This window comes from Allobosea sp. UNC402CLCol (assembly GCF_000745475.1).
Taxonomy (GTDB): domain Bacteria; phylum Pseudomonadota; class Alphaproteobacteria; order Rhizobiales; family Beijerinckiaceae; genus Allobosea; species Allobosea spartocytisi.
In genome coordinates, this window is sequence record NZ_JQJJ01000013.1 from 47,757 (window position 1) to 73,483 (window position 25,727).

Annotated in this window: 18 protein-coding genes; 7 read left to right on the top strand and 11 right to left on the bottom strand. The window is 61.4% G+C overall.

Translation table 11 applies throughout. The annotated features are described in order from the left end of the window. Window positions 1-39: 39 nt before the first annotated feature. The 5 genes from GY40_RS16505 to GY40_RS16525 all read right to left on the bottom strand — a co-directional run bounded on the left by GY40_RS16505 (window position 40) and on the right by GY40_RS16525 (window position 6,265). Complete coding sequence (locus tag GY40_RS16505) at window positions 40-1,629, bottom strand: GMC oxidoreductase (RefSeq protein WP_038364540.1); 1,590 nt, start codon at window positions 1,627-1,629, stop codon at window positions 40-42. Further along, window positions 1,619-2,926: an NAD-dependent epimerase/dehydratase family protein gene (locus tag GY40_RS16510; protein WP_038364542.1), complete on the bottom strand. Its 1,308-nt coding sequence runs from the start codon at window positions 2,924-2,926 to the stop codon at window positions 1,619-1,621. The genes GY40_RS16505 and GY40_RS16510 overlap by 11 nt, the downstream gene beginning before the upstream one ends. Window positions 2,927-2,930: 4 nt before the next feature. Beyond that, window positions 2,931-3,323: a GtrA family protein gene (locus GY40_RS16515; RefSeq protein ID WP_038364544.1), complete on the bottom strand. Its 393-nt coding sequence runs from the start codon at window positions 3,321-3,323 to the stop codon at window positions 2,931-2,933. A gap of 8 nt (window positions 3,324-3,331) precedes the next feature. Further along, window positions 3,332-4,117, bottom strand: a complete 786-nt coding sequence (locus tag GY40_RS16520) for a methyltransferase domain-containing protein (protein ID WP_051988192.1) — start codon at window positions 4,115-4,117, stop codon at window positions 3,332-3,334. A gap of 66 nt (window positions 4,118-4,183) precedes the next feature. Beyond that, complete coding sequence (locus GY40_RS16525) at window positions 4,184-6,265, bottom strand: hypothetical protein (RefSeq protein ID WP_038364548.1); 2,082 nt, start codon at window positions 6,263-6,265, stop codon at window positions 4,184-4,186. Between the two features lie 433 nt (window positions 6,266-6,698). On the opposite strand from GY40_RS16525, the gene GY40_RS16530 reads away from it, so the two are divergent. Continuing rightward, window positions 6,699-8,114: an MBOAT family O-acyltransferase gene (locus GY40_RS16530; RefSeq protein ID WP_038364550.1), complete on the top strand. Its 1,416-nt coding sequence runs from the start codon at window positions 6,699-6,701 to the stop codon at window positions 8,112-8,114. 9 nt (window positions 8,115-8,123) lie between these two features. Further along, the gene (locus GY40_RS16535) at window positions 8,124-9,281 is read left to right on the top strand and encodes an alginate O-acetyltransferase AlgX-related protein (RefSeq protein WP_038364552.1); all 1,158 of its coding nucleotides are present in this window, start codon (window positions 8,124-8,126) and stop codon (window positions 9,279-9,281) included. A gap of 90 nt (window positions 9,282-9,371) precedes the next feature. Here the strand turns inward: GY40_RS16535 and GY40_RS16540 are convergent, their stop codons facing one another. The 5 genes from GY40_RS16540 to GY40_RS16560 all read right to left on the bottom strand — a co-directional run bounded on the left by GY40_RS16540 (window position 9,372) and on the right by GY40_RS16560 (window position 18,208). After that, the gene (locus GY40_RS16540; RefSeq protein WP_038364553.1) at window positions 9,372-10,709 is read right to left on the bottom strand and encodes an ABC transporter ATP-binding protein; all 1,338 of its coding nucleotides are present in this window, start codon (window positions 10,707-10,709) and stop codon (window positions 9,372-9,374) included. Next, entirely contained in the window at window positions 10,699-11,544 is an 846-nt protein-coding gene (locus GY40_RS16545; RefSeq protein ID WP_349236408.1) for an ABC transporter permease, read from the bottom strand. Before GY40_RS16545 ends, GY40_RS16540 begins: the two co-directional genes overlap by 11 nt. A 222-nt stretch (window positions 11,545-11,766) precedes the next feature. After that, a complete protein-coding gene (locus tag GY40_RS16550; protein ID WP_051988193.1) occupies window positions 11,767-12,792 on the bottom strand; it encodes a glycosyltransferase family 2 protein in 1,026 nt (341 codons plus the stop codon). 70 nt (window positions 12,793-12,862) lie between these two features. After that, window positions 12,863-15,892, bottom strand: a complete 3,030-nt coding sequence (locus tag GY40_RS26615; protein WP_051988194.1) for a class I SAM-dependent methyltransferase — start codon at window positions 15,890-15,892, stop codon at window positions 12,863-12,865. Window positions 15,893-16,150: 258 nt separating this feature from the next. Continuing rightward, a complete protein-coding gene (locus tag GY40_RS16560) occupies window positions 16,151-18,208 on the bottom strand; it encodes a hypothetical protein (protein ID WP_038364555.1) in 2,058 nt (685 codons plus the stop codon). Window positions 18,209-18,540: 332 nt separating this feature from the next. Between GY40_RS16560 and GY40_RS26620 the strand changes: the two genes are divergently transcribed. After that, entirely contained in the window at window positions 18,541-19,239 is a 699-nt protein-coding gene (locus GY40_RS26620) for a class I SAM-dependent methyltransferase (RefSeq protein ID WP_051988195.1), read from the top strand. An 11-nt stretch (window positions 19,240-19,250) separates the two neighbouring features. Next, window positions 19,251-20,189, top strand: a complete 939-nt coding sequence (locus GY40_RS16570) for a methionyl-tRNA formyltransferase (protein ID WP_081925477.1) — start codon at window positions 19,251-19,253, stop codon at window positions 20,187-20,189. Between the two features lie 8 nt (window positions 20,190-20,197). Here the strand turns inward: GY40_RS16570 and rffA are convergent, their stop codons facing one another. Further along, window positions 20,198-21,334 (bottom strand): dTDP-4-amino-4,6-dideoxygalactose transaminase, encoded by a 1,137-nt coding sequence (gene rffA / locus GY40_RS16575; RefSeq protein ID WP_038364556.1) that lies wholly within the window; start codon window positions 21,332-21,334, stop codon window positions 20,198-20,200. 233 nt (window positions 21,335-21,567) lie between these two features. Between rffA and GY40_RS16580 the strand changes: the two genes are divergently transcribed. The 3 genes from GY40_RS16580 to GY40_RS16590 all read left to right on the top strand — a co-directional run bounded on the left by GY40_RS16580 (window position 21,568) and on the right by GY40_RS16590 (window position 25,692). Further along, a complete protein-coding gene (locus GY40_RS16580) occupies window positions 21,568-23,583 on the top strand; it encodes a hypothetical protein (protein ID WP_038364557.1) in 2,016 nt (671 codons plus the stop codon). Window positions 23,584-23,832: 249 nt separating this feature from the next. After that, a complete protein-coding gene (locus tag GY40_RS16585; RefSeq protein ID WP_038364558.1) occupies window positions 23,833-24,708 on the top strand; it encodes a class I SAM-dependent methyltransferase in 876 nt (291 codons plus the stop codon). 54 nt (window positions 24,709-24,762) lie between these two features. Next, complete coding sequence (locus tag GY40_RS16590) at window positions 24,763-25,692, top strand: lysylphosphatidylglycerol synthase transmembrane domain-containing protein (RefSeq protein WP_038364559.1); 930 nt, start codon at window positions 24,763-24,765, stop codon at window positions 25,690-25,692. The last annotated feature ends 35 nt before the right edge of the window (window positions 25,693-25,727 follow it).

Here is a 25,727-nt window from a genome sequence, read left to right on the forward strand (position 1 = left end):
ACGGGTCAAAAGCCCGGCGAGCGTGTTGCAGACGACCGGCTAGCCGATATCACTGGAAGACGGGTTTGACAGGTACCGGCCTAGCCGATCAGCCATAGCCATCATCGTCAGCGTATGTGGCTTGGCGGACAATTCTGGAAACGTTGCCGCGTCCGCAACGAACATGCCGGGTAGTCCGCTGATCTCCCCGAAGGCTGATGTCGTGCCAGGCTCAGGATTACGACGCATCGGCAACGTCCCGGCGTAGTGAATGTCCGAACCTAACTGCCCCACTAAAAAGCTGCCGGGCATGACGATAAATCCCATGCGTCTGGCCGCCTTGCGCCAGTCCCTGCCTATATCGGCAATTGCCTCCGGCAGTTCTGCGGCAGCACGTCCGGTGATGCGGAGCACGCCGCCCCGTGTCAATTCGGCGCTGTGTCGCGTCAGGCTCGCCGGAAGGAAGACGTTGCCTACGAGCGTCGATGTATTCAGCACCCTCCAAATTGACCGCGCAACAGAGCGCGATGCGGGAATGTGCTTTATGAACTCGAAGGCTGGCAAATGCTGCGCCGAGAACAGGGCGCCGTGGGAGAGACGCCCTGACGCTGGTCGATGCGAGAATGACAGTTGCGCGAACGCCGGCCCGGCAACGGGCGCCCGACCCGGCATACCCATTCGCAGGAGCAAAAACGCAGCGGTCGGATTTGACAAGACTCGCCGCGGCCTCTCAATGTAACTTAGCGTGCGCCAAGCGATCGCAGTCGTGGCCAATGTACCGGCGGCGAGGACCAAACGGCGGGCCTCGATACTTGCCAGCGCGCCGCTTTTCCTTTCGAAGCCGTGGATACGCCACCCCATCGGGATCTTTTCGGCATGGTTGGCTACGAAACCAGTTCGATATCCGGCGCCTGCGCGCATCAGGCTGGGCTGTTCCTGGGATGAGGAATAGAGCGCGCGACGCGCACAGCCCCAGAGGCAGAGCCCGGATCGATCGCAAGCACGTCGATCCCCCCGATCGGATGAGATAAGAGCCATACGCGCCCGCCCCAGACGCAGAACGTGCTGCGTCTTGTCCGAACGCAGCCCCTCGTAGCCCCGCATCAGTTCCTGCGCGTTGTGTTCCAAAGCCGGCGCCGGCTCCGCCCATTCGTCCAAGCCAAAATAGCCGCTGAGGTCGTCGTCGGCGCGACCAGAGAGACCGATGCGTCTACTCACGGCAGCGAAAGATTCGTCCAGCTCGCGATGCGGAAACGGAAACGCAGCCATCTCATCGCGATCATACCGGGCGACGCCGCAGCCCCAGGCGTTCGACAATCCGCCGCTCGCCAGAGAGCCGACCGCAGCGAAATTCTCCGTTTCGATCTTGTTGGCCGCAGCGAAACCCGCGAAGGTTGGCCGCAGTGTCGGGACACGCAGCTTGGGGGAAGTCGCGGCTCCATCGACCCATGAGCTCAGATCTCCGCCGAACATCCACTCCCGCTGATGGCGGTCGTGTCGGCGCAGGTCGAAATACTCCCCCTCAGGCGGAGCCTGGACCGTTCCCTCGGACGCATCGACCAATAGCACCGATCGGCCCGCCTGGACCAGCGGCCAAGCCGTCGACACGCCTGCTGGGCCTGTGCCGATGATCACGACGTCATACACCATGACGCGACTCCCCGATCGCGCGGGGCCTCAAACGGTCGAGCCAGCGCCCCGCGACTGCGTCGAGGACGCGGCTTACCCCCTCGAACGGGAGCGACAACGCCAGTTGCGCGAACTGAGCCGCGCGCGTTTTTCCATCCGCCGACAGCAGATAAGCGTCAGCTTGCATCGGCGAGCTTTCGCTGAGCAGCAAAGCGAGATCGATCCGGCGTGAAAGAGCATCACCCCGGCCGGCGCGGCGACGCGCGCTTGGCTGATCGAACAGCGCAAGGCTCGCGGGGATCAAGCGCGTCAGGCGGGAAAGCTTGAGGGAACCGCTACCGTCGACCGACGGAAGCGAGCGCACGTAACTGCGGAGAAGCAAGTTATCGGGTTTCTTGCCTGTCGCGTAGCGAAGCAGAATCGCGGCCTCCCGGAGCAGGTTCCTGTCGCAGCCCGCCCTCTGTCCTGCCCCTTCTGGAAAGCGTCGATAGTGCGGAACCAAGTCTGCCATGTCGGCAGCGCTATCGAGCCGCGGGAGCTCGTTCAGGGACTCGAGCCGCCTCAGAAAGGTTGGCCGAACGCCCAACTTTCCAACGCATCGCAGAGACCACAAAAGCGGCGCCAGAGGGATGGGCAACCTCGGAAGGCGGCGTCCGAAGCGGACCTTGGCTACGCCTTGGATGAAACTGGAGAAAGCAATAGGCCGCGGATCCGCTACCGCGTAGATGCGCGGTTCCGGCCGCTCTCGGCAGACCAATACCGCCAGAGCCTCCGCGAGATCATCGACATGAATAGGCTGGACCCCGGGCTCCCGCCTGAAGCTGGGGATCGCCGGAGCGCGGCGGGCGATAGCGACCAGCGTGCCCCATAGCGCCTTCGGCGGGCCGCCATAGACCTGGCCCGGTCTGACGACGGCTCCGTTCCGCTCCAGCACGAACTGCTCGGCCAGAGCCTTCAGGCGACCGTATCCCGTGGGAGCATCCAGCCTGGCCGTCTGGCTGGAGACGAAAACCAACCGGGCGGATGCTTCGTCCGCAGCTGCAGCCAGACGGCGAAGCGCTGCGATTTCGGCGTCGATATCAGGTTCGGCGCCGCGCGATGTTTCGGTCGCGGCGTGGATAACGACATCCACGCCGGCCAGCAGCCCGGGCGCGAGCTCGCCGCGCAAATCATAAGCGACGAACCGAACACCGGGGACCGTGGTTTCGCGACGCGACAGGGCCAGAACAAGCAGCCCGCGCCGTACCAGAGCACGGCACACCGCCTCACCGATATAGCCGCTGGCGCCGGTGACCGCGACTGTTCTGACGGGCTTCACGCGCTCAGTTCTCCCGCCTCGGCTGGGCACTTCGGAAGACGACCCATTTCGACAGGGAGAAACTGACAGCGATCAGAATCACGTCGGCCGCAATCTTGGCCACGACCAGCGATGTCATCGCGTGCAGAAACAAGACCAGAAGCGCCGAGGATGCCAAGCTGTTCGCGGCCAGCAGCAGGACGTATCGCAGCGCCTGCCCCCCCACTCCCGCTTCGGCGGCTCCGCCGAAGGTGACGTAACGGTGCGTGCAGAAGGCGAAGCACCCCGCAACCCCCTTCGCGCAAATGTTCGCAGGGAGCGGCGCCGTCCCGAGGCGCTCCACAAGCAAGGCGAAGGTCCCGATATCCAGCCCGTAGGCGATCAGCTGAACAAGGACATAAAGTGTGGCGGCTCTCATGCGTCCGCCTAGCGCTTGCGTAGGACGATGACGTGATGCAGCGCCAGGGCGCGATTGAGAGGACCCAGAAGAGTTTCCAACCCTTTCAACGGCGTGGTGAAGGCATCAGGCACGAGTTGGCGAAAATTGAGCCCCCCCGACAGCAGATAACGAAGATGGTTCGCGACCGGCGCCAGATGCACGATTTCGAGTTGAGGGAAAAGGCGCTCGAAACGCGCCCGGTCTCGCTCGAAGACGATGTAGCTCAACGCCTGATTGGCGCCGCTCATCGCGCCGCTGCCGCTCGTCGTCCAGCCCTGTGCCGTCTTGTCATAGTCCTCGCTGGCGAACAGCCGCTTGAAGAGGATGGTCGCGACAGGGCTCCAATAGGGCTCAACCAAAACGGTGCCGCCGCCGGGCGGACAGACTCGCGAAAGTTCGGAAAAAAAAGCCTCGGGATCGGGCAGGTGATGGAAGCAATGCTGGCCGAAAATCGTCCTGACACTTCCGTCGGGAAAATCCAACGCCTGAGCATCGACGACCCGATCGAGATGAGGAGCGGGCACGACATCGGTCGCAAGCACATCCGGATCGCTTTCGCGAATTGGCCAGGCGCCCGCACCAATCTCGAGGCGAACGCCCGTGGTAGGCAGATACTTCGCTTCCAGCGAGAGCATTAGCCGGTGGATCTCGGTGAAAACCTCGCGGATCATCGGCTTACGGTCGATGATCGCACGATGCACCTGCATGCGCTCTATTCCGTCGACATCGACACCGGCCAAGGCCGGCTCGCGCAGAAGATCGGCAAGACCCATTATACAGACGACCTTATCAGGAGATGCTTGAGCGCGGCGCGTTGATGAACCCAGGTCCATCGAGCGTCAAGGAACAACAGTCTCATACAGTGTGACGGAGCCGATGGTAGCAATTTTGCGGCCCAGCCGAGCGACCTCGGCATCCAGCAAGGCATGGAACGGGTAGCTCGGTTCGGGCGGCGAGCGATGGACAATGTAGGTCGGCTTCACCCTGCGAAGATAGGCCTCCACATCGGCGCCCGATTTGGCCGCAGCGCCGTATCTGGAGAAGTCCTCGCTGTACCACGATGTGTAGAGCGCGGTGCCTTCGAGAGGAGCGGCCGAGCTCACGCCGCTCAGCAATACGCGCGCGCTGCGCCCCTGCAGCTGATTGACGATCCTGAAGAGTGACTTCTCCGGGACGAAAGCCTGCTCGTATCGTCTCGCCTTCTGTCCGTCGAAAATCATGCTGAAGTCATAATTCGCCATGATCCAGCCGCCCGCGTTGAGCTTGTAGACGTTCAGCCCGATCACAACGAATGCGGCAAGGCTGAAGATCACAGCCCTCCGACGATCTGCTAGATACCATGACGCCAGCAGGCCGATGAAGAAAAACGCGATTGGCAGCGTCGGATAGAAATAGCGCAGATACTGGGTGCTCGACCCGATCGCGAAGATGAAGCCCGCGAAGACGAGAGCGAGCAGACGAAGCCCCTGGGGGCCGACGACGACGACGGCCAGCGCCGCTGGCAGGAACGCCGCAAGACTGAAACCCATGGCGCCATTGTAAGCTTCCAGGAATCGATCCGAGTGGAACGTCGCCTGGTAGAGCAGCTCCAGGTTGAAGCGACCAATCCAGCGTCCGTCCACGAACTGGACCGGCGGGTAGAGCGGCGATTTGAAAACGTTGTTGAAGAAGGGGAACACCGGGTTCCCGGTGATCCAATAGGCGTAGGCGTAGGACGACAGGGCCACTGAGCCCATCACGACGAGGCAGACCGCGAGCCTGGCCAATTCGGCGGGCCGCCGGCGGGTCGAGAGATAGAAGCCGACGGCGAGCGACCCCAGCATGACCGACGCAATCGCCCCATGGACCTTGGTGAGCGTCGCCGCCGCCAGCAGCAACAGGATCGCAGCGATCTCGCACAGGCTGACGCCACGGCCCCGCTCGAACAGGATCACGGCAGCGGCCGTGATCCACATCGTCAGCGGATTCTCGATGAAGCTGGATGCCGTCTCGACGAGCGTCAGCGGCATCGACGCATAAAGCAGAGCGGCGATCAGTCCGGATGGCTTGCCGTAACGCCGGGTGACCGAGCCGCCTATCAGCGCCGCGATGACCAGGAACGTGACGTAGTTCAGCAGTTTGACCGCAGGCTCGCCCGCGAAGAGATAGACGTGCGCATAAAGGAAATCCGCGGCGAGCGGAATGACCGCGAACACGAACAGCCCCGGATCGTAAGCCCATTCTCCATGCGCCGCGATATAAGAGGCGACGTAGAGATGCACCGCCAGCGCGTCGTGATAGCGCTCAGGTAAAGCGGCATGCAGCATGAAGAACACGAGCAGCGCTACGGCCATCATTCGCCAGATGAGGGGCCCCCTCGCCAGCGGTGGTCCCGGCTGAGACAAAGCCAGGCGATCGGCACTCAATCGTGCCCTTACGTCAGACCGCAGCAACGGCGTGGCCAGCAGCGCCAGAACAGCGAGATGAACCAGCGGAAAGTTGACGCGGATCGGGCTGAGCAGTGTCAGAATGATCGTTGCGACCGCCAGTCCCAGGCTCAGCCGCACTGCGACGGGAGAAACCGGCGCATCCGGATGGCAGCCCTCCAGAAGCGCCGTGCCACAGACCAACGCGGCGACGACCAGCAAGGCTACCGCTGCGCCGGCTGCCGGCCCGAACACACCGCCACACAGGAACAGCAAGCCCGCGGCGATGAACACGTCCTGGTTCAGACCCGCATGCCTCTGAAGGCGCATCGCCATCAGAGTGGCCGCCACACTGACGCCCACAACAAGTTCCAGCGATCTCACTGTCGCTGCCGACCAACCGGTCGGGACGAGAACATCACTCGTCGCCAACCCCAGGCCAACCAGCCCCATGGACACGAGCAGAACGATGTCGATCAGCAACAGGCGGGCCCAAGGGCGCGAGACGGCCGGCATCGAGTGTTTCCGCGGGTGAGAAGGATGAGCTCTTATTCGCAGCACCGCTAACGGCTCGCAGGCCGATATGGCAAGCACCGTTTTCGATCCGGTCACCTGCTCTGGCCACCGCATCGAGCCAGCCCGCGCATCCTCCCCTGGAAGCCGCGCAATCACCGATGGCTTGCGAGGCCTCCATTGCGCCGCTCATCATCTTGCCTTCGAGGAGCATTTCAGATCATTGGCGATCGGGCTGGCTCTCCGCGGGATTCGCGATCGAGTCTGCGCACCGACAAGATGCTGTCACCGAAGAGGACACCCAGAGCCGCTTTCCGCCCTGTGACGTATCGCAAGGTTTGGTTTGGTACTCGGCATGGAGGAAGGCAGGATGACGGCAATGCGGACATCGACCCAACCCAGCACCCCTGACGCTGCCTGATCAGGACGCAAAAGCATGTCGTTTGGTTCGCCCGTTTTTCTTTTCTTCTTCCTGCCGCTGTTCTTCACAATTTATTTCGCCACGCCGTATCGCCTGCGCAACGTCGTATTGCTTCTCGCCAGCCTGATCTTCTACTGGTCTGATGCAGGTAATCTGTGCTGGATTCTCATCGCATCCGTCGTCCTCAACCAGGTCTTGGCTGTTGGGATCGTGCGCATGCACAATGAACGGCGGCGGCTCACGCTTCTCTCCGTGGGAGTCGGCCTCAATCTGCTGCCGCTGATCTACTATAAATACTGGGTATTCCTGCATGAATCTATGCCCGGATCCGTATCCGCATTCTTCGACGGCCTCGGCATCCCTTCGACAGGCATCCTGCTGCCGGCCGGCATCTCTTTCTTCACCTTCCAGGGCATCTCCTACATCGTCGATGCCTATCGGGCGGATGTGCGGCCGACACAGAACATCATCGATTTCGGCATGTATCATACCCTGTTCCCGCAGCTGATCGCCGGGCCGATCGTGCGGTACGCCGAAGTGCATCAATCGATCCGGCACCGGCGGAGCACCCTCGCCGACATCCATACCGGTGTCGTGCTGTTCTGTTTGGGGCTGGGGTGCAAGATCATCATCGCCGACAGTGCCGGCGTCGTCGCAGACCGAATTTTCGCACTGCCGGTGGCTGCCCTCTCAGCCGCCGATGCCTGGCTCGGGATCGGCGCGTATACGCTCCAGATCTTCTTCGACTTTTCCGGTTATTCGACGATGGCGATCGGACTCGGCCGCGCTCTGGGATTCCATTTCCCGCAAAATTTCGACCAGCCTTATCGCTCGCAGAACATCACCGAGTTCTGGCGTCGCTGGCACATGACGCTGTCACGCTGGTTCCGCGACTATCTGTACATCCCGCTTGGAGGCAACCGGGCCGGCCCGCTGCGAACCTACCTCAATCTGACGCTCGTCTTCGCCTTGTGCGGCCTGTGGCACGGCGCCTCAGTGACCTTTCTCGTCTGGGGCCTTTGGCACGGCCTGCTGCTCGTGATCGAACGTGTCCTCTCGCACCAGTGGCGGTGGCGTCCGTCCGGCCTGCCGGGCTGGGCAGCGACCCTCTTGCTCGTCATGATCGGCTGGGTCTTTTTTCGATCATCGACGCTGGAAGGGGCGTTTTCCTATCTCCATGCCATGGTCAGTGGCGGCCTGAGCCTCAGCGACGCCGTCTTGCTGTCGATGACGCCCAACCGGATCACCTTCCTAGGCGTCGGCACCTTCGTCGCGCTATCCGCATTCAACGTCGCGCGCCTCGATTTCGACGATCGCGCCAGGCCAATGGTCTTGATCACGGCCAATGTCGGGGCGCTCGCCGCGTTCATCTACTCGCTTTCTCTCATCGCGACGAACGGCTTCAATCCGTTCATTTATTTCCGGTTCTGAGGGGACGCGATGCTGATCCGCTCGAGTTTCATTCTGATCTTCGCCTTGTTGAGCTTCGCGCCCATGGCGCAAATGCTCACCAAGATCCTTCCTGAGAAGCCGCTGATCGAGAATCGCGCGCTCGCCGCATGGCCCAAGCCGGCCGAGGCCTCCCACAGTTTCGTGAAGGCTGCCGGGGACTGGTTCAATGACAACTTCGGCATCAGGGGTCTGCTGGTGCGGCTCAAGACACAGATCGACTACTCGGTGTTCCGAACCTCTGACCGCGTCCATATCGGGCGCGACGGATGGCTCTTCTACCGCAGTGTCCTCGACGTCGAGCGGCCGAATGTCGAAACCTATCTGAGCCACAACGAGACGGCAGTGCGCGACGGCATTATCGCGCTGTCGGCCGCGCTGAAGCGCCACGGCATCCAAACGATCTTCGTGATGAACGAGATGGCGGATCGCTTTTATCCCGACAAAGTGCCGCATTCGGCTTTGCCTGCCCCTACGCCCCCCCGGGTCAGACAACTTACCAACGAGTTGGCTAAGTCCGACGCGCTCTCGGTCGTCGACGCCACCGCGATCCTGGCCGAGGCCGCCAAATCAAGGCAAGTGTTTCACAAGACCGATTTTCATTGGAACGATACCGGGGCTTTCGAAGTCGCGCAGCGGATCGTCGCTCTCGCCAGCGCGAAGGAAGGCCGCCCACAGACGATCTGGTCGCATCCGCTGGACATTGGAACACAGCGGTTCAGCGGCGGCATCGCTACGTTCATGCCCCTGCTGCTGAAGTCACCGCACGAAGACATGCTCGTCGTCAAGCCGAGCTGGCAGACGCCTCCTGACTTCCGGCAAGACAACGCCCGCGGCATCTTCGAGTTCAGCACGCATTTCCCACAGACCGGTCCGTCTTTGCTGAAACCGCTGACCATTCTTGGCGACAGCTACGCGGACGGGCTTACTCGCTCTGGAATGTATCTCTATTTTTCTGATTATTATCGCATTCGCTGGAATCTCGTCCCAAAGCTCAGCGTGTTCACCCGCGATCTGCCACTCGAGACCAGGCATGTCGTCATCCAGATGATCGAGGTGCAATACGGTGCCATGGTCGCATTTGCGGATAAGGCGGACATAGCCGCGGCCGTGCGGACGATCGACGAGCGGTTCGCCGGCAGCCGGTAAGATCTCCGCTCAAATCATTCGTCGAAGGCGCCGTTGATAGCGCTTTTCGGCGCTGCGCTGCCTTCTTTGGAATTCGATGCCGGAGTGCAATCAGGAGCTGGCAACGGCCTCAAGCTTGACCCCCATATCGGGCAAACCTACCAAGCCACGATGGCCGTGACGCACGTAGGATTTGAAGATCAATGCGTCATTCACCCAATGGTGCTGGACATGGCTCGTCTGCGAGCCATCCGCCACGGCCACACAGACGCTGTAATCGCCGTTCATCAGATACGGCATCTTGAAGTCAAACCGTGCGCGAAGGGTCTGCCCTGCCGAAACCGCCTGATGATCGCCTTCGTAGCTCAGATAGGTGTTCTCGCCGATCAGATTTTGGCCGAGCCGATCGCGAATATAGAAGCCCACGATCGGGCTCGACATGTCGGCGATCGCTTTGACCAAAATTACCAGAGTGACATTTTCACCTCCCTCGACACCCAGGACAGGATGTCCGGCGGCATCCAGGAGAACGACGTTGCGGATTTCGGCTCCGCCCGCGCCGAAGGATGTCGCCCCTTCGTGATGCGCGTAGGATACCTCGCCGATCTTCTCGATCGCGCCGTCGATGTCACCGGGTGACGGCTTCTGCCCTTCAGGCTCTTTTCGCAAAGCCGACGCCGGTCCCTGCGCGGTCTCGTACAATTTGGCGAGGTAGCCGTCGGAAACCTCTTTCGGCGTGCCGTCCTGGACCAGTGTGCCGCCATCAAGCCAGATGGCGCGATCGCACAAGGACAACACCGCCGCGCTGTCGTGGCTGACGAAGAGCAACGTTCCCCGCTTCGTGAAGTCCCGCAGGAAGCGCATGCATTTCTGGACGAAGAAGGCGTCTCCGACAGCGAGAGCCTCATCGATGATCAGGATATCGGCATCAACATGGGCGATCACGGCGAAGGCCAGCCGCACCGTCATGCCACTGGAATAAGTCTTGACCGGCTGATCGATGAAATCCCCGAGGCCTGCGAACTCGGCCACAGCCGGAAAGCGCTCCTCGATCTCGGCATCTGTTAGCCCGAGGATCGAGGCATTGAGCTGGACGTTTTCGCGGCCGGTGAATTCCGGATTGAAGCCGGCCCCTAGCTCCAACAGTGCGGCGACCCTGCCGCGGGTTGCGATATGTCCGACGGTCGGCGTCAGAGTGCCACAGATCATTTGCAGAAGCGTCGACTTGCCGGCACCGTTGCGTCCGATGATGCCGACCGTTTCACCGCGCCGGATCTCGAAACCTACATCGCGAAGTGCCCAAAACTCCCGGAAATATTTCGGGACCGGCCGGCCCAGCATCCGGGCTGCCCCACCAAACAGCGCCTGTTTAAGGCGATCCTCGGGCTTGTCGTAGACGAGATAACACTTACCCGCGTTCGTAACCGAAATCGCGATATCAGAGGACATCGGCGAACCCTTTGCGAATGCGCTGGAACCATGCGAATCCGAGGACCGCGACGGCCCAGCTCACAACGGAATAAAGCGCCAACCCGCTCCATGACGGCATCTTCCCCCAGATCAGGACATCCCGCGCCTGCTCGACGGGGAAGGTGATCGGGTTGAGCATCAGGAAGATTCGATAAGACTCCGGGATCGCCGACAACGGATAAAAAACCGGTGACAGAAACAGCAGGGCCGTCACCAACAAGCCGATCATCTGACCGATGTCGCGCAAAAAGACGCCCAGCGCCGCGAGGAACCAGCTCAGTCCCAATGTCATCAGCAGGAATGGAGCCAGCACCAAGGGGATCAGGATGATCGTCCAATGAAACGCATTCCCGGCGATCAGCATCGCGAAGAACAACACCACGAAGCTGACGAGGCTATGGAACAGCGCCGATCCCATCGCAACGACGGGCAAGATCTCGATCGGAAAGATGACCTTCTTCACAAAAGTGGCGTGGCTGACGATCAGTCCGGGGGCACGCCCGATGCATTCCGCGAAGATCCCCTGCACGATCAGGCCAACGAAGAGCACAACCGCGAAGCTGACTCCGGCGATCTCGTTCTGAGCCGTCCAGCGCGCCTTGAACACCACCGAAAACACGAAAGTGTAGACGAGAAGCATGGCCATGGGCTGCACGAGCGACCAAGATAAGCCACCGATCGATCCGCGATAGCGCCCGACGACCTCCCGTCCCACGAACCTCCGAACGAGTTGCCGGTGGGACCAAGCATTCTTGAAGGGAGCGAGCGCAAGCCACCCATTCTTGAAGCTGTCAGCCATAGCACCGGAACCCATTGGTCAAACGCGGCACCGAGGCAACCGCCAGCATCCGCCCTCCAGCATGGTCCGGAACCGGCGCTGCCGGCGACCTGTTCCGTCCTGCAGGCGGGCGAACGCTTAAGCGCTATTGCGCGGTCCGTCCAGCCTCGATCGTGAGGCCTCCGAATGCACACCCTCACGCCGATCCATCCTATCGCGAAGGCTGTGACGGCCCTCACTCAGGCGTCGACAGCCCGATCAGGATTGAGGAGGCCGGTGCAGGTAGCGCGCGATTGCCCGGGTCGGCTCGGCATTGATGTCATAGGCCAGCGCAGAGAGCAGCAATTGCAGCCCGATGGTGACATTGATCGCCGACATCATGATGATGCCAAGAGCGGTCGGCGCGCCTGTCATGAACGCCCGGACCAAATAGATGGATCCCAGCGCAATGCCGAAACTGAACATCAGCGCCCCGAAAATTGTCCAGATCGTTGCAATGTTAAAATCTCGAAGAATATACTGGTAGAAAAATCGCGAGCAGAAATTGGTAAGATGCTTACGCAGGAATGGAAATAACACCTTCCTGGCACTTAGATTGCTAATCTCTTCACCGTAGCGGGCCGGAATTGGAACATCAGCAATCACAGCGCGAATCAGGCCAAGTTGAAATATAAGGTCCGACTCGAAGAAGAAACGACGATCGATCTTCTCAAAATCGGTCTTGTCCACAACCCTAGAATTCAAGCACGTATAGCCGTTCGTCGGATCCATCAACTTCCAATAACCAGATGACATCTTGTTGAGGAACGACAGCATCGCGTTCCCGAAGATCCGGATTTTCGGCATCTGCCTCAGGTAATGCGGGGCATGGAAGCGGTTGCCCTTGGCATAGTCGGCGTCTCCGACCACAACGGGCGCCGTCAGCACATCCAGGAAGTCGGGGTCCATCTGGTCGTCGCCGTCCATCTTGACGAGCAGGTCGTAGGCCGGCGCGGCGGCACGATACCCAGTCATCATCGCGCCCCCAACGCCCTGATTGACCTCATGTGTGATTACCGTGACGTTGGTGTCTGGGAAGCGCTCGGCGACCAGCGCGCCGCTCTCCTCGGGGCATTTGTCATCGACCACGAACACATGGTCGACCTTATCCTTCACATTTCGGACCACCGTCTCGATATGCGCGCGCACGCGGTAACAGGGGATGATGACGGCGACCGTCGGCCGCGCGGATATCGGCGCGCTGGGGGCATCGCCATAGCCTTTGCGCGTCTCACCGATCTCCATCTCAGGTCCATTCCCATTCCAGCAGCGCCAATGCGCCTTGCCCCAACGCATTCAACATCGATCGAGCCGGTCAGCCAGCCTTCGCCGCTTCTGCGGCTTCGAGGGAGGCCACGACCGAGGCACGCATAGCCGCCCGCGAATAAAACTGCTGCGCGAAGGCCATCTGTCCATGCGAGCGCGCAAGCCAAGCCTCGTCGTCGCTCATCAGGACGCTCAATGCCGCCGCCAGGTCGGTGGCGCTGTCGCAGACGGTCACGACCTGTTCGAGCCCGATGATCCCCTGCGCGCCGACGGACGTGGTCACCAGCGGCAGACCACGGCTCAGCGCCTCGATCACCTTGCCTTTGACCCCTGCGCCGAAGCGCAGGGGTACCACGGCGGCCCGGTGGCTGTCGTAGAGCTCGGCCAGCCGCTCGTCGGAGATATACCCCGTCACCTCGACCCTCTCGCCTCGCAGGGCCTTGACGGCCTCGGTCGGGTTCGAGCCAGCCAAAGTGACCTTGATCGGCCCCACGAGTTGCTCCAGCCGCGGGACGATCTCGGTAACCAGGAACTGAGCCGCATCGACATTGGGAGTGTGTGCGAAGCCAGCGACGAAGAGCAGATCCCGCTCCTTCGGTGCGGCCGATCGCGGAGAGGACGGGGCGAAATAGAAAGGTACGATCCCGCGCGCAAGGACCTGCGGCGCAGCCTTGCGAACCGTCACAGCCTCCTCTTCCGAGGGATAGATCACGACGTCGAAATTGCGCCAGACCGACCTTTCGAGGTGTTCCATCAGATCAGCATCGGCAGCCAGCTGATTGTCGCCGGATTGTGACGCCTGCATCCGCATCCGCATGTAATGCAGGTCGACGCCGTAATAGCTGCGCACTGCCGTCGTCCGGCGCATGAGCTGCGGAATGACGTCAGCGGCGATCTCCGGGCGGACGGCCATGACATGGTCGAGATGCGGGCCATTGGACCGCATCCAGCTGTCGAAATCGTGGGGGCAACGCCCGTCGAGCACCTCGATGCCGGCATGTTCGAGCGCCGAGGCATAAAACGGATCATGCGAGCGATTATGAGGCCAGAATTTTACACTCCAGCCTGCATCCACGAGACTTTCCATGATGCCCATCACGCTGCGGGAGCCTGCATCACGATCGGGCTCGGGCGTGTAATGATCGATCACGAGAATGGCCTTGCGGCGCCGACCATGGTCACGGGCCCGCTGCAGCAGTCGCGAATGTTTGAAGTGGTCGCGATCCAGAACCTCGGCCCAGCGCTCGCGCATCCGTTCCCTGTTGACGACCTGATGCGCCTTCCCGCCGCTTGCCGTGTCCGTGCCATGGGACATGCCCTCCAGATGCGCGACCACGGAGCGAGGCTCATAGAAGACCTTCAGTCCCTTTTGCCGAACCCTGAAGGCCAGATCGACATCCTCGTAATAGGCCGGCAGAAAATACTCGTCGAAGCCACCCAATTCGGTGAACAGATCCCGGCGTATCATCAGAGAGGCGCCGGAACAGTAGTCGACCTCGCGCAGATAATTGAACTGCGGCAGGTTGGGATCTTCGCCGCGCCCGTAATTCCAACCGGAAGCGTCGCTCCAGATGATGCCGCCGGCCTCCTGCAACTTTCCGTTCGGATAAACCAGTTTCGACCCGGCCATACCGATGTCGGGACGCGCATCAAGCAGGCGCACGAGCGCGTCGATCGCATCCGGCGCCAGCAGGGTGTCGTTGTTCAGCAGATAGATGTACCGACCTCTGGCCAGAGAAGCGGCATGGTTGCAAGTGCGCAGGAAGCCCAAATTCGTTTCGTTCCGGATGAAGCGCACGCCAGGGATCTGCCCGAGCCGTCCCATCTCCTCCTTTTTTGGATACGCATCATCGACGACCAGCACCTCGATCGCGCTCGCAGGGGCTGTTCGAACGATCGATCGCAGGCAATCCAAGGTCATATCGAGATTGCCATAGGTGGCGATGATGACCGACACCGCAGGATCCGGGCTCTCTGGAACCGTGAATGAACCGATCCGCCTGCTGGACCTGTTGGCCAGCGCAGTTCGAAGCTGACCGAGCCGAGACTTTGCGAGGCCGCGCAGCCGCTGTTCGCCGCGACGTGCAACCCTCAACGGAAGGGTAATGCGCCAACTGAGCGACTCGGTAAGCACCTCGAGTCGGCTGTTGCGCTTCCGGACGGCGTCGATCTCCTGCCGCAGCAAGTCCGCCTCCGCCGCGGCTCCCCTAGCCTCATCCCAGAGCCGGCCGCGAAGGGCGATGAAATCGCCGATCTCAGCATTCTGCTTCGTCATGGCGGCTGTCTGCTGAGTGACGACATCGAAAAGGTGGTCGTATTCCTGCTGGAGCCGCGCGATGGCTCCATTCAGCATCAACTCAGTTCCCCGCCCGCTGCAGGCCAGACCGAGCCGTTCAAAAAAGAGTTCGATGTCACTCCAAGCGCTCTCGTCGGCATCGAAAAAGCTCTTCATACCCTCGGCCATCTCGGCGCCGTAAGCGAGCACGCCCAGACCATGGCCGTGACGGAATTCCTGTGTTGGATATTCCGCGCTCAGTTCCGCCCAATATTTCCAGACGCCGAAATCGCCCTCGCGGACCTGGGTGTCGTGGAACAGGACGACCGCCCGTTTGCTGAGCTTGCTCCTCCAGGTCTCGAAATCGTTCCGGACGGCCTCGTAGGTATGCAGGCCGTCGATATGCAGGAGGTCGATCGAGCCGTCGGCGAACTGCGTGACGGCGTCTTCGAACCGCGCTCGGACCAGTGTCGAGAAGGCGGCGAAATGCTCCTGATTGTAGCTCGACACCTCCTTGTAGATGGCATCGTCGTAATTGCCCGCGTGCTCGTCGCCCTGCCAAGTATCGACGGCGAAGCATCGCGTCGGAAGGCGAAGGCTCTTCACCGCCTGACAGAACGCGCTGTAGGAATCAGCCTTGTGTGTGCCCAGTTCGACGAGAGCGGCCGGCTTCAGCGCCCCGATGAGGAAAAAGGCGAACGGGATATGCGACTGCCAGGAAGGCACATCGGTCACTCGTTCGGGCCGAGCGAAAACATGAGCGCCGATCAGGCCGTCGACGTTCGTCTTGAATGCATCCTGCATCGCTGGTCCTAGAAATCACCATCTCTACCGGCCGGAGCGATGCCCATTTAGCACACCTCCCGGGTTTTATCGGGCGTTCATTGCGAAGGCAGCTGGCATGCCAGCGCCTCGCTGCCCACACAGTCAGAGCCCGACCGTTTTCCCGCGTCCGATCTATCGGGGCCCGATTGCCGAGGAAAGGCCCTACTTGTCAACTTCGGCGAAGCCGACAGAAAGAGGACGTCAGCTGCCCCAGCTGTTCGGCACCGGTCGCCGTCGTCACGAGCCCCATATGAACCGATAGCCCGAACTCTTGAGACGATCGCCCCGGTAGACCCACGCCATGCCGTAGCCGCGATACCGGATCACAAAATCCGGCGGGATTGTTGGAAGCGTCTTCAGCAATCCCCCGGCGACAAGTTGTCGGTTCAGGACATAATAGTTTCCGGGGTTGGGCGACCAGGCATCGTCCATGAAGAAGCCTCCGCCGTCTTGCTTGACAAGCGAGCTCGAGCCGGCGAACCACCTGCTGTTATAGGCGGGCCGGACGACAATGTCCTTGCAGGCCACCCCGGCAAGCGAGCCCTGCCGCGCACATTCCTTCTCGATGAATTTGCCGGCAAGAATCGTCTCCTCTCCCCAGCCTGTCCAGGAAAAATTCAGATGGCCCGCCAGTGCCCGATCAGCGTCATGATAGTCGATCGTCACCGGCCTAAATGCAGCGTAGAGGGGCCGAAACGGAACGATTTCAGCGATGATCAGCGTGAGGCCAGCGGGAAGCGCAAGCGAGGTCCAGCGGTGCTTGTGTACCAGCGGTAACCAGACACCAACACCGCGCACCACGATCACGAGCGTGGCAAGGACGATGGGCAGATTGAGATAGCGATTGAAAGTGGGAGTGTTCAGCAAAGCCAGCAGGCCAGGCGTCACGATGGCGATACCGAAGAGAAGATCGAAGAACGGCGCCGATCGCGGCCGCCATGCCAGCTTCAATGCCGTGACGCCCGCAACGACGACCAGGACCGTGGGGAACGCAGCGACAAAAACGCCGTAAGCGAAGCCGATCGCTGCGACCCGATGCGCGGCCGTACTAAAAGTCGCGAAATGAAGCTGCACTCCGTTCATCACACCGATGCTCATCACCGATGGATCGAGGGGGACGAACGGCGCCCAGAACGGCGTGACGAAGGCCAGCCCCAGAGCGCCGCAGATCGCCACGAGGAGAACACCGACCGGAAACACCAAAGCCGATAACCGTGGGAGCCAATGCGGGAACACCATGCGCTGGCGCCACGCCGCGACGGTCAGGGCTGCCGCCAGCGGCAGCAAGGCGAAGGTCAGCGCCGCCGCGATCCAGGCATAGCGAAAGCGTGCGCCCGGAGCGGCCAGTTCATTGCCGATACCAAAGACGAAGCGCAGAGGCGCATAGATCCAGACTGTCAGCAGCTCCATGAAGAGCGGCACGGTATTGAGCAGCGACTGAAGCGCCGGGTCGCCCAGAAGGCTGATTGCGGCGATGGCGTAGGATGCCAGGCTGACGGCGAGCGCTAACGTCATGGCGTTGATCGTGGCTAGCGCGGCAGTCCCGACGGGACGGTGCTGGGCTACGCGGCCCTTCAGCACGCCGACGACGAAGCATAACACCAGCAGGATCAGCGACGCATTCAGCTTCTCCTGCGCAGCCAGCGCGGCGACCAGAAGCCCTGCACTAAACAGCCGCGAACGGCCCTCAAAGTGGGCGCGCGCGACAAGCAAAATGGCGGTGATGCTGCCGAACAACGAGATCGCATCGTAGTTCAGGGTCTTCAGGGCGAGATTGTCGACAGGCAGGAGAAGCAGCGTCCCTGCAAGCGCCAGAGCGAGCCAAAGACGATCTCCGGGCGGCCATGGCACGAGTGCAACCAGATTTCTGATCAGGCAAGCGACGATGCCGATGCCCACCAACCAATGGAATGCCTTCAGCGAGGCATCAATCGTGGCGGGAGCGGCCGAAAACGCCAGAAGAATCCGGGTCAGCGGAATCCAGATGAGATTGGCGGTGTGGGATGCGCCTTGGGACCAATTCGATACGATGTTGCGGTCGGCCGGATTACGCAGCACATCGCCGAACGCCGCCTCATCCAGCGTCATGAACTGCGTCACCTCGCTGACCGACAGCAGCAGAGCCAACACGACGACGACACAGGCCAGCACGATTTCTGACCGTGACCATGTGTATCCGCGATCGCGACCTGCGACATCGCCTGCGATGCGGGTGCGCGCCACGAACACGGCCAACGCCACGACGAGCAGCGCGAGCGCCGTTTCGAGCAGGTTGATTTCGGTCAGGAACTTCAACGTCTTCAGCCTATATCCATCGATCGCTCCTGTGTCGCACTCGACACATGAAGCTCTGCCAGCAAAAAAGACGTCCGCTGCGCGCCACGGCGAGACAGTTCCCGACCCATCGTCATAAGGTCCCTGCCGCCCCGACCCTGCTCACAACGGCCTGATAGACATTCGGGCTTACCCTTGGCAATTCATCCCTCCTGCCAGCCGGCGTTCGCATCGAATGGGTCGGAGCTTGCGTTATCAACCTTGTCGAACCGCTTCGCCGCAGTTGAGACGAGACGCGTTCGGGGTTTCGCGCTAAAGGCTTCGGCAGGGCAATCGCAGGTGCGGGACGATCGATGAACTTCAAAACCCGCTGGCACAAGGCATGCTCGGACACCATCGGTACCTCCATGTTCTGGCGGATCGCAGTGGACCATCGCTCACTGGCTGATGAGGTTCTGCCGCTGATAAAGATCTACACGAAAGGCATCGTGCTCGACGCAGGCGCAGGCCGCATGGCCTGGCGGTCAAGTTTGCAGCCGTTGGCGACCCGCTACCTCTCGACCGACTACGTCGTCGAACATTCGGAACTGTCGTTCTGTGCGGACCTTCAGGGCGGAGTGCCACTGGGCGATCAGACCGTCGACACGGTGTTCTGCTGCTCCGTCATGGAACATACTCCCGAACCGTGGCGGGTTCTCCCTGAATTGCACCGCATCCTGCGGCCCGGCGGGCACATTATCCTGTCGGTTCCCTTCATGTATTACCTGCATGGTTGGCCGCATGATTATTTTCGCTTCACGCGTTTCGGCCTGACACGTCTCGCGGAACAGGCGGGACTGCGCGTCGTCACACAGGTCAATGGCGGAGGCTTTGTGCGCATGGCGTGCCAAACGATCTCGATGGCGATCACTGCGGTGGTGTGGACGCCGGCAGCGCCCTGGCTGTCGACGGTCCCGACCAGCCTGCTCTATCGGATCGGACGGTTCTTCGATCGGTTCGACGGCAACGGCCTGTTTTCGCAGAACATCCATATCGTCATGACTCGCGATTGAACAGGACATCGATGGCGGCGCTGAAGGGAGCGGTTACTGTGGCACTCGAACGCTCGGAACGGGACTCTTTGCCGCGAACGTCCCTTTTTGTTGCAGGTCTCAAAGGCCTTAACCTGCTTCGAAATCTGATCGTCGATGTGGAGATCGACCTCGTCTGTTCTTATGAAAGCAAGGGGACGCTCTGCGATTCATACGAAAAAATACAAGATCTCTGCAGGTCTCACGGTGCGCGGTTCGTCGCAAGGAGCGACCTCCAACCCTCTATGCTCGAAGGATCGGAGTTGATCTTTTGCGCGGGATGGCAGTTCCTGATGCTGGATCTCGATGATCGCTACATCGTCTTCCACGACTCCCTGCTACCACGATATCGGGGTTTTGCTCCGACTGTCGCTGCCCTGATCGCCGGCGACACACAACTCGGCGTATCTGCATTCCGGCCCGAGCCTGGTGTCGACACTGGCGCGATCCTCGGTCAGGAAGCGCTCCAGATCACGTATCCCGCGACGATCCGCGATGTGTATCGTCGTCTGGGCGATGCCTACGGAGCCTTGGCGCGCCGGCTGGTCGCCACTGCGAAAACGGGCTCGCTTGCAGGCACCAAGCAGGTCGAGGCCGAGGCGACCTATTCGCTCTGGCGCGATGAGAGCGACTATGAGGTCGACTGGACCCAGTCCGCTGCGCAGATCCGCCGCCTCATCGATGCGGTCGGCTGGCCGTACATGGGCGCAAAAACACGCTATCTCGGCGAAGATATTCGGATCGAGCAGGCGGAGGAGCTGCCGGATCTCACGTTTGTCAACCGCCAGCCCGGCAAACTATGGGTGATCGGACCGACACGCGACACCGCCGACGTCGTCTGCGGCAGCGGTCTCCTTCGGATCACCAAAGCCACCTTCGCCGACGGCCGTCACGTCATCTTCTCGTCGTTGCGGCAACGGCTTGGACGATAGGTTGACGCTTACGATCTCAGGACGCGCTTGACGACGTCTGCGACCTCGTCGATGCCGTCACCCAGACCGACCCAGAGCGGCAGCCGCACGAGCCGCGCGCTGAGATCGTCCGTTCTAGCAAGGTCCCCGACAGCGCGGCCGAACCGTCTGCCGGCGGGAGCGCTGTGCAATGGGATGTAATGGAAAACGGCGTTGATCCCCTCGGCACGCAGCGCCGAGATCAAGGCGTCCCGCTTCGCCTGGTCCGGTAGTAGCAGATAGTAGATATGCCCATTGGCGGTGACGTTGTCGGGAACGACCGGCCGGCGCAGCAGACCATCCCGCTCCACTTCAACGAAATGCTCGTGATAGCGATTCCACAGCGAAAGTCGTTGCGCAGTGAGATCGTCGGCGATCTCCAGCTGCGACCAGAGGAAGGCGCTGATGAGCTCGCTCGGGAGATAGCTCGAACCCAAATCGACCCAAGTGTATTTCTGAATCTCGCCCCGAGCGAAGGCGGTCCTGTTTGTACCTTTCTCGCGGATGATTTCGGCCTTCTCGATGACGGCGGGATCGTTAATCAGTAGCGCCCCACCCTCGCCGGCGATGATATTCTTTGTCTCGTGGAAACTTAGCGCGGCGGTCTGTCCGATCGAGCCGAGAGGCCGACCCTTGTAACTTGATTGAATGGCCTGGGCCGCGTCCTCGATCACCGCGATTCCGTGTCGGTTGGCGATCGCCATGATCGCATCCATCTCGCAGGCGACGCCGGCGTAATGCACGACCATGATCGCGCGGGTCTTCGGCGTGACCGCGGCCTCGATCAGGCGCTCGTCGATGTTTAGCGTGTCCTCGCGGATATCGACGAAAACCGGAATAGCTCCCCGGAGCACCATCGCGTTCGCGGACGAGCTGAACGTGAAGGACGGCATGATGACCTCGTCGCCCGCCTTCAGCCCGGCGAGGATCGCCGCCATGTCCAATGCAGAGGTACCCGACGTCGTCAGCAGCGCCTTGCCGACGCAGATCCGGCTTTCCAGCCATTCATGGCATTGCCTTGTGAAACGCCCGTCGCCCGAAAGATGTCCCTCTCCGCAGGCTTCGCTCAGGTACTTGACGGCCCGGGCGCCCGCCAGCGGACGATTGAACGGAATCCTGTATGCCATCGTCCTGTCACCGTTGCCCTGAGGAGGTCGCAGAAATTAGACGCTGCGTCGGCCGAGATATCAGCTGCCGCGTCGCCTGTCGGATCCGGCCGGACAATGTCGCAAACACGGTCATAATGCCAGCGCGCAGGTCATGATCGGCGACCGTTTGCTTGCATGCATTGACACGGTTACGCCCGTTCTCCAGAAGATGCCGCCGTTCCTTCAGCCAACCACTCGAGAGCCTACGCCCGATGGCCACCGAAGAGCCGACTTGGCGTCAGGATCGTTCGACAGCGAACCGCCGGCGCTTCGAGATCGGGTTTTTCATCGCCGGGACGATCTTCGCGTTCTTTTATTATCGCGATGCATACCGGCTCGGCTTCGATTGGGGCGATATGGGCTCCTACGCCCTCTACGTCCACGAGTTGATGCAGGGAGCCAAGTTCGGCGACGCCGTAGGCTATGGACCGCTCTGGTACTTTCTCGGCGTCGGCGTCTTCCGGATCTGGGGCGTCGATTTCGACGCGCTGCTGGCGGTGCTCCAAGTCATCATCTTTGCGTCCGCTGTCCTGATCTGGCTGGCCGTGCGGAAAGCGACCGGCAGCGTGACTGCCGCGACCGTCGTTTTCGGCTGCATCTTGTGCGTTCCGCCCTTCCACGCATCGACGATGCGGATGGTAAGCTTGGCTCTGTTCGCTTACCCGCTGATCTGCCTGGCGAAAGCCCGGCCCGGCCGAGAGCTGCGCCACCTGATCGCGACATCGGCAGCCATCGGCGTCAATTTCGCGATGCGGCCGGACTTCGGATATCTCTACAGTGCGGCGCTCGGCATCTTGTTGCTCTTGCGTGCCTGTCAGCAGCAGGACGAGCAAGCGCCGAAGCGGGGACAGGCTGGGCGCGTGGCCTCGCTGTCGCGGAACATCTTCATCAGTGCGGCCACCATCCTGCTGACATTGACGCCGGTCATCATCCACGCCGCGATGACGGGATATCTCCCGGCGCTTCTGACGGATCTGCTGAGCTACCCCGCAAGGCTTCTGTTCTTCCTGCGCAAGGCCGGGGGCGTCGGAGACCTTGTCCAGCAGACGACGACCACGGCGTCGTTCCTTCGGATCCTGCCGGTCTCTGCTCTGGTGACTGGATCGGTCCCGGAAAAGGTCTTCGCATTCCTGATCCATTCGACCATCGTGGTCATGGCTCTTTATGGAATGGTCCTGCTCCACCGGCTCGTCTTTGTCCGCCCGTTTGCGGCCATGGAAACCCAGCTTGGTCTCGCCGTCCTGATGATCGCGGCCATTCAGTGGCCCGGCTTCGCCCTGTTCCGGCCGGACTGGATCCACTTCATCAGTTTCATGCATGGCTACCTCATTCTCGCTGGATGCCTCGTCGTTTGGCTGGCGCACGGATGGCGGGGGCGATCGATCATTGCGAAGGCGATCAGGACGGCCGGTCTCGCCGTGCTGGCGGCGCAGATGGGCCTCTTCGTCGGCTACGGCGTTTTTGTCGACCCCAATGGTTGGGGGGCCAAGCAGGCCAGGCGTGGCGCGGTTTTCTCAGCCCGCAACGGCATCGCGCAATTTGTCTCGCCGGACGAAAAGGAGCTGTTCGACAACATCGCGACGCTGATCGAGCATAGCTCGAAAGAGGGCGACCGGATCGTCTGCGTGCCCTATTGCGCTGGCTTCGCTTTCATGACGGGCCGTCGGATTCTGTTCAAGGAACACTACGTCGATGACGGCACTCCCCTGCTCTATCCGGGCTGGGTCGATCGAGCGGTTGCCCTCACGCGGGATGCCAAGCCTCCTGTCGTGATCGTGCTGGACTGGGCCCCGAACGGATCGCAGGCGTCGCGTTTCGACCACTGGGCATCCCGTTACATGGATTACATCCGTCAGACCTATCCGCGCTCTGTCCCAATTGGCATCGGCACGGCTTGGCTTCGCGATCCGGGCCCAGTGATATCGAACCGTGTCGAGACGGTCTTGGCCTATGGCCCCGCGAGCACCCGCCAGGGCGCGCTTTTCAATGTCCAGGCCAGCGGTGAATCAGCCTTGTGGATGAAGCTTTCAGCAGCTGCTGGCGTCGGCGCATCCGTGATGCTGGACGACCAGCCGCTCAAAACGGTGGTGAATGGTGCGGTCGTGACCGCGTTGGTCCCTACCCATCAGCTCAGCAAGCCGGGACGCCGCTGGCTCAAAGTGACGAATCCAGCCACTGGTTTGACGACCACGCCAGTGCCCTTCGATATCGTCGCCACTCTACCTTGACGACAGGAGTTCGGTATCGCCAGCAATATCCTGGCCAGTGCGAACCGCGGCAAAAATCGAAGAGATGCATCGACAAGGCTCGCCGCTAGGATTACTGAGCGTCGCCCGGACCTATGGCAGCCAGGCCGGCGTCCGGCTGCCCGTGGCGGTCGACTGGCTTGGGTGACGCCTTCGGCCATCCGCGCTACTCCGGCGGAGTGCCAAGACTGCGATGGATGTCGCAGCGACCTAACGAATGAGGAAGCCTCGATGGCCACTGCGGTTCCGGATGTCTTCGTAAAGGACATCGAGACGTTTCTCCACGAAACGCATGTCTCCAACTTCTGCAAGACCCCGATCGATCGCCTCGCCCGCGAATTCCTCTCCGTCGAGCGGAGCCAGGAACAGGTTCGCGAATTGAGTCGTTTCGCCCCGATCTCGTCCACTTCTCGCGTGCTTGAGGTAGGGTCTGGTTTCGGCACCTTCGTGTATCATTGCCGCGTCAACGACATTTGCGATTGTCATGGCCTTGAGCCGGGTCTGCCGCCCTACGCGGCCACGCTGGACATCTCCCGCCGGCTGCTCGCCTCAGCCGGCGTTCCCGCCTCGGTAATCGAGGAGGGCATCGGCGAGTCGATGCCTTATGCCGACGCCAGCTTTGATGCGATCTATTCGGTCTCCTGCCTCGAACATACGCAGGACCCGAAGGCCGTCCTGTCGGAGATCGCGCGCGTCCTTAAGCCCGGCGGCGTCGCTGTGATCAATTTCCCGAACTACGGCTCCTGGTGGGAAGGCCACTACAACTTCTTCATGATCCCCCACACGCCGAAGTGGTTGTTCAAGATCATCGCGCGCCTTCGCGGCCGTTCGCCCGACTTCGCCGATACGCTTCAGTTCATCACTTATGGAAAATTGATGGGCTGGCTGGCGCCGCTCAGCGACAAGGTCGAAATCGTCTCAACCGGCCAGGAGATATTCAAGGAGCGCGTCACCGGGCTGCAGTTCTCAGAATGGAACGGGCTGGGAGCCGTCAAGCAGGGGGTTCGCCTGCTGAAGGCGATGCATCTCGATCAACTGTTGATCAAGATCGGGACTGACCTGCACTGGGAAACGCCTTTCGTTCTCGTGCTAAGGCGCAAGGGCTGACCGCCAGCTCTCGTGTTTGCGCGCGCTCCCAAGGCGCCGGATCATCATAAGTCAATGCGCCTGATACGAAGCCCTGCTTTCAAGATCGTCGTTACGCTCGCTCTCCTTGGGCTGATCGCCTTGAAGGTCGATGTGGCAGAGGCGGGACGGCGGCTGCTATCGCTCCCGCCCTCACTGGCGGTCGCAGTGACGAGCGTCTCGTTCTTCGCCTTGCTCGTCCAAGCCTGGAAGACCAAGATTCTCCTGCGGGAAAAGACCGTCGCCGCCATCCTGCGTGTGAGCATCATCTCGCAGGTCTACAGCGTGCTGTTCTTCGGACAGCTCGGCGGCGATATTGCGAAGGCGGGTCATCTCATTCGCACGGCGGGCGAATTGCACCGGATCGTGGCCGCCGTCCTGTTCGACCGCCTCACCGGGCTGTGCGGGCTGCTGCTGATCGGGCTAGTCGGGTTTCTGGCCAACACGCAATATTTCGACCCCGCCATCGCCTCCTCGCTGGCCGTCATTATGGCAGCCTTGCTTGCGGCGCTGCTGGCCCTGTTCGCGCCGATCGATGCGCCTATCGCGCGTCTCATCTCGTGGCTCCCCAAGCGCGTCAGGCAGCACCTTCTCGACACGCTGCGGGCCACGCGCGTGTTTGCATCGGACCCGTGGACGTTGCTCGCCTCGATCGCGATGGGCGCAGTGTTCCAGGGCATCGTCGTGATCAATTGCGCATGGCTCGGCAGCGGACTGGGGATCGAATTGCCCTTGTCGACATGGGCGGTCGTCATCTGCGTGATGTCATTGGTCCTGCTCCTGCCTGTCTCGATAGGCGGCATCGGACTGCGCGACGTCACCCTGGTCGGTCTGATGGCCGGCTGCGGCGTCGCCGGAGATCTGGCTCTTGCGCTATCCCTCGCACTGCTGGGAATTCAGCTTGTCATGGTAGCGGTTGGCGGCATCCTGATGCTCCTGCCCCAGCCGGGCCCTCCGTCCGTGTAACAGGCCTCGATGCTCGGACCCTGGTATCGGCTCAA

What these genes read in the sequence shown, in the direction of transcription:
- GY40_RS16580 (WP_038364557.1), top strand. Translation starts at nt 21,568, where the DNA reads ATGGCCACCGAAGAGCCGACTTGGCGTCAGGATCGTTCGACAGCGAAC.
- GY40_RS16540 (WP_038364553.1), bottom strand. Translation starts at nt 10,709, where the DNA reads ATGTCCTCTGATATCGCGATTTCGGTTACGAACGCGGGTAAGTGTTAT.
- GY40_RS16535 (WP_038364552.1), top strand. Translation starts at nt 8,124, where the DNA reads ATGCTGATCCGCTCGAGTTTCATTCTGATCTTCGCCTTGTTGAGCTTC.
- GY40_RS16520 (WP_051988192.1), bottom strand. Translation starts at nt 4,117, where the DNA reads ATGGGTCTTGCCGATCTTCTGCGCGAGCCGGCCTTGGCCGGTGTCGAT.
- GY40_RS16505 (WP_038364540.1), bottom strand. Translation starts at nt 1,629, where the DNA reads ATGGTGTATGACGTCGTGATCATCGGCACAGGCCCAGCAGGCGTGTCG.
- GY40_RS16515 (WP_038364544.1), bottom strand. Translation starts at nt 3,323, where the DNA reads ATGAGAGCCGCCACACTTTATGTCCTTGTTCAGCTGATCGCCTACGGG.
- GY40_RS16525 (WP_038364548.1), bottom strand. Translation starts at nt 6,265, where the DNA reads ATGCCGGCCGTCTCGCGCCCTTGGGCCCGCCTGTTGCTGATCGACATC.
- GY40_RS16550 (WP_051988193.1), bottom strand. Translation starts at nt 12,792, where the DNA reads ATGGAGATCGGTGAGACGCGCAAAGGCTATGGCGATGCCCCCAGCGCG.
- GY40_RS26615 (WP_051988194.1), bottom strand. Translation starts at nt 15,892, where the DNA reads ATGCAGGATGCATTCAAGACGAACGTCGACGGCCTGATCGGCGCTCAT.
- GY40_RS16585 (WP_038364558.1), top strand. Translation starts at nt 23,833, where the DNA reads ATGGCCACTGCGGTTCCGGATGTCTTCGTAAAGGACATCGAGACGTTT.
- GY40_RS16530 (WP_038364550.1), top strand. Translation starts at nt 6,699, where the DNA reads ATGTCGTTTGGTTCGCCCGTTTTTCTTTTCTTCTTCCTGCCGCTGTTC.
- GY40_RS26620 (WP_051988195.1), top strand. Translation starts at nt 18,541, where the DNA reads ATGAACTTCAAAACCCGCTGGCACAAGGCATGCTCGGACACCATCGGT.
- GY40_RS16570 (WP_081925477.1), top strand. Translation starts at nt 19,251, where the DNA reads ATGGCGGCGCTGAAGGGAGCGGTTACTGTGGCACTCGAACGCTCGGAA.
- GY40_RS16590 (WP_038364559.1), top strand. Translation starts at nt 24,763, where the DNA reads ATGCGCCTGATACGAAGCCCTGCTTTCAAGATCGTCGTTACGCTCGCT.
- rffA (WP_038364556.1), bottom strand. Translation starts at nt 21,334, where the DNA reads ATGGCATACAGGATTCCGTTCAATCGTCCGCTGGCGGGCGCCCGGGCC.
- GY40_RS16545 (WP_349236408.1), bottom strand. Translation starts at nt 11,544, where the DNA reads ATGGGTTCCGGTGCTATGGCTGACAGCTTCAAGAATGGGTGGCTTGCG.